Origin of the sequence: Pseudomonas sp. PSB11 (genome assembly GCF_014596605.1) — a bacterium.
Lineage (GTDB): Bacteria > Pseudomonadota > Gammaproteobacteria > Pseudomonadales > Pseudomonadaceae > Aquipseudomonas > Aquipseudomonas umsongensis.
In genome coordinates this window covers 1-597 of sequence record NZ_NOIO01000079.1, presented here as the reverse complement: position 1 = coordinate 597, position 597 = coordinate 1, and the positions used below count along the sequence as shown (strand labels likewise).

Here is a 597-nt window from a genome sequence, read left to right as displayed (position 1 = left end):
AGAAGAAGCCCAGCGGATTGATGTCGTAGCTCACCAGCAGGTTCTTGGTCTGCTGATAGTGGTCGAGCATCATCTTGTGGGTTTCACGGCCGACGCCGGACTTCTTGTAGCCACCGAACGCGGCATGCGCCGGGTACAGGTGGTAGCAGTTGGTCCACACGCGACCGGCCTTGATCGCCCGGCCCATGCGGTAGGCGCGGTTGATGTCGCGGGTCCACAGGCCGGCACCCAGGCCGAACTCGGTGTCGTTGGCGATGGCCAGGGCTTCGGCTTCGTCCTTGAAGGTGGTGATGCTCACCACCGGACCAAAGATTTCTTCCTGGAACACGCGCATCTTGTTGGTGCCCTTGAGCAGCGTCGGCTGGATGTAATAGCCGCTCGCCAGGTTGCCCTCGAGTTTTTCCACCTTGCCGCCGGTCAGCAGCTCGGCGCCTTCGCCCTTGGCGATTTCCAGGTAGGACAGGATCTTGTCGAATTGCTGCTCGGATGCCTGGGCGCCGACCATGGTGTCGGTGTCCAGCGGGTCGCCACGTTTGATCGACAGGACTTTTTTCATCACCTCTTTCATGAAGTCGTCGTAGATCGACTCCTGTACCA

At 60.1% G+C, this 597-nt stretch carries 1 protein-coding gene; it reads right to left on the bottom strand.

The features are described 5' to 3' along the window. Nucleotides 1-597 (bottom strand): aldehyde dehydrogenase family protein (locus CGA21_RS29740; protein WP_188265692.1); only part of this gene is annotated, 597 nt, incomplete at both ends.